The sequence below is a fragment of the Streptomyces sp. AC627_RSS907 genome (assembly GCF_019049165.1).
Window position 1 is genome coordinate 1 of the sequence record NZ_JAGMUE010000775.1, and the last position, 643, is coordinate 643.

General features: G+C 66.1%; 1 protein-coding gene. It reads right to left on the reverse strand.

The window, feature by feature from the left end:
• On the reverse strand, window positions 1-643 hold a 643-nt coding region (locus tag KUM32_RS38580; RefSeq protein ID WP_217146461.1), incomplete at both ends, for an RNA polymerase sigma factor.

Here is a 643-nt window from a genome sequence, read left to right on the forward strand (position 1 = left end):
CCGTAGACCTTGCCGATCTCGTCCAGCGTCTTCGGCTGGCCGTCCGTGAGGCCGAAGCGCATGGAGACCACGCCGGCCTCTCGCTCGCTGAGCGTGTCGAGAACGGAGTGCAACTGCTCCTGCAGCAGCGTGAAGCTGACCGCGTCGGCGGGCACGACCGCTTCGGAGTCCTCGATCAGGTCACCGAACTCGCTGTCGCCGTCCTCACCGAGCGGCGTGTGCAGCGAGATCGGCTCGCGGCCGTACTTCTGGACCTCGATGACCTTCTCCGGGGTCATGTCGAGTTCCTTGGCCAGCTCCTCCGGAGTGGGCTCGCGGCCCAGGTCCTGGAGCATCTGCCGCTGGACGCGGGCGAGCTTGTTGATGACCTCGACCATGTGCACCGGGATACGGATGGTGCGGGCCTGGTCGGCCATGGCGCGCGTGATGGCCTGACGAATCCACCACGTGGCGTACGTGGAGAACTTGTAGCCCTTCGTGTAGTCGAACTTCTCGACCGCGCGAATCAGGCCGAGGTTGCCCTCCTGGATGAGGTCCAGGAAGAGCATTCCGCGGCCGGTGTACCGCTTGGCAAGCGAGACCACCAGGCGGAGGTTGGCCTCCAGGAGGTGGTTCTTGGCGCGGCGGCCGTCCTCCGCGATGA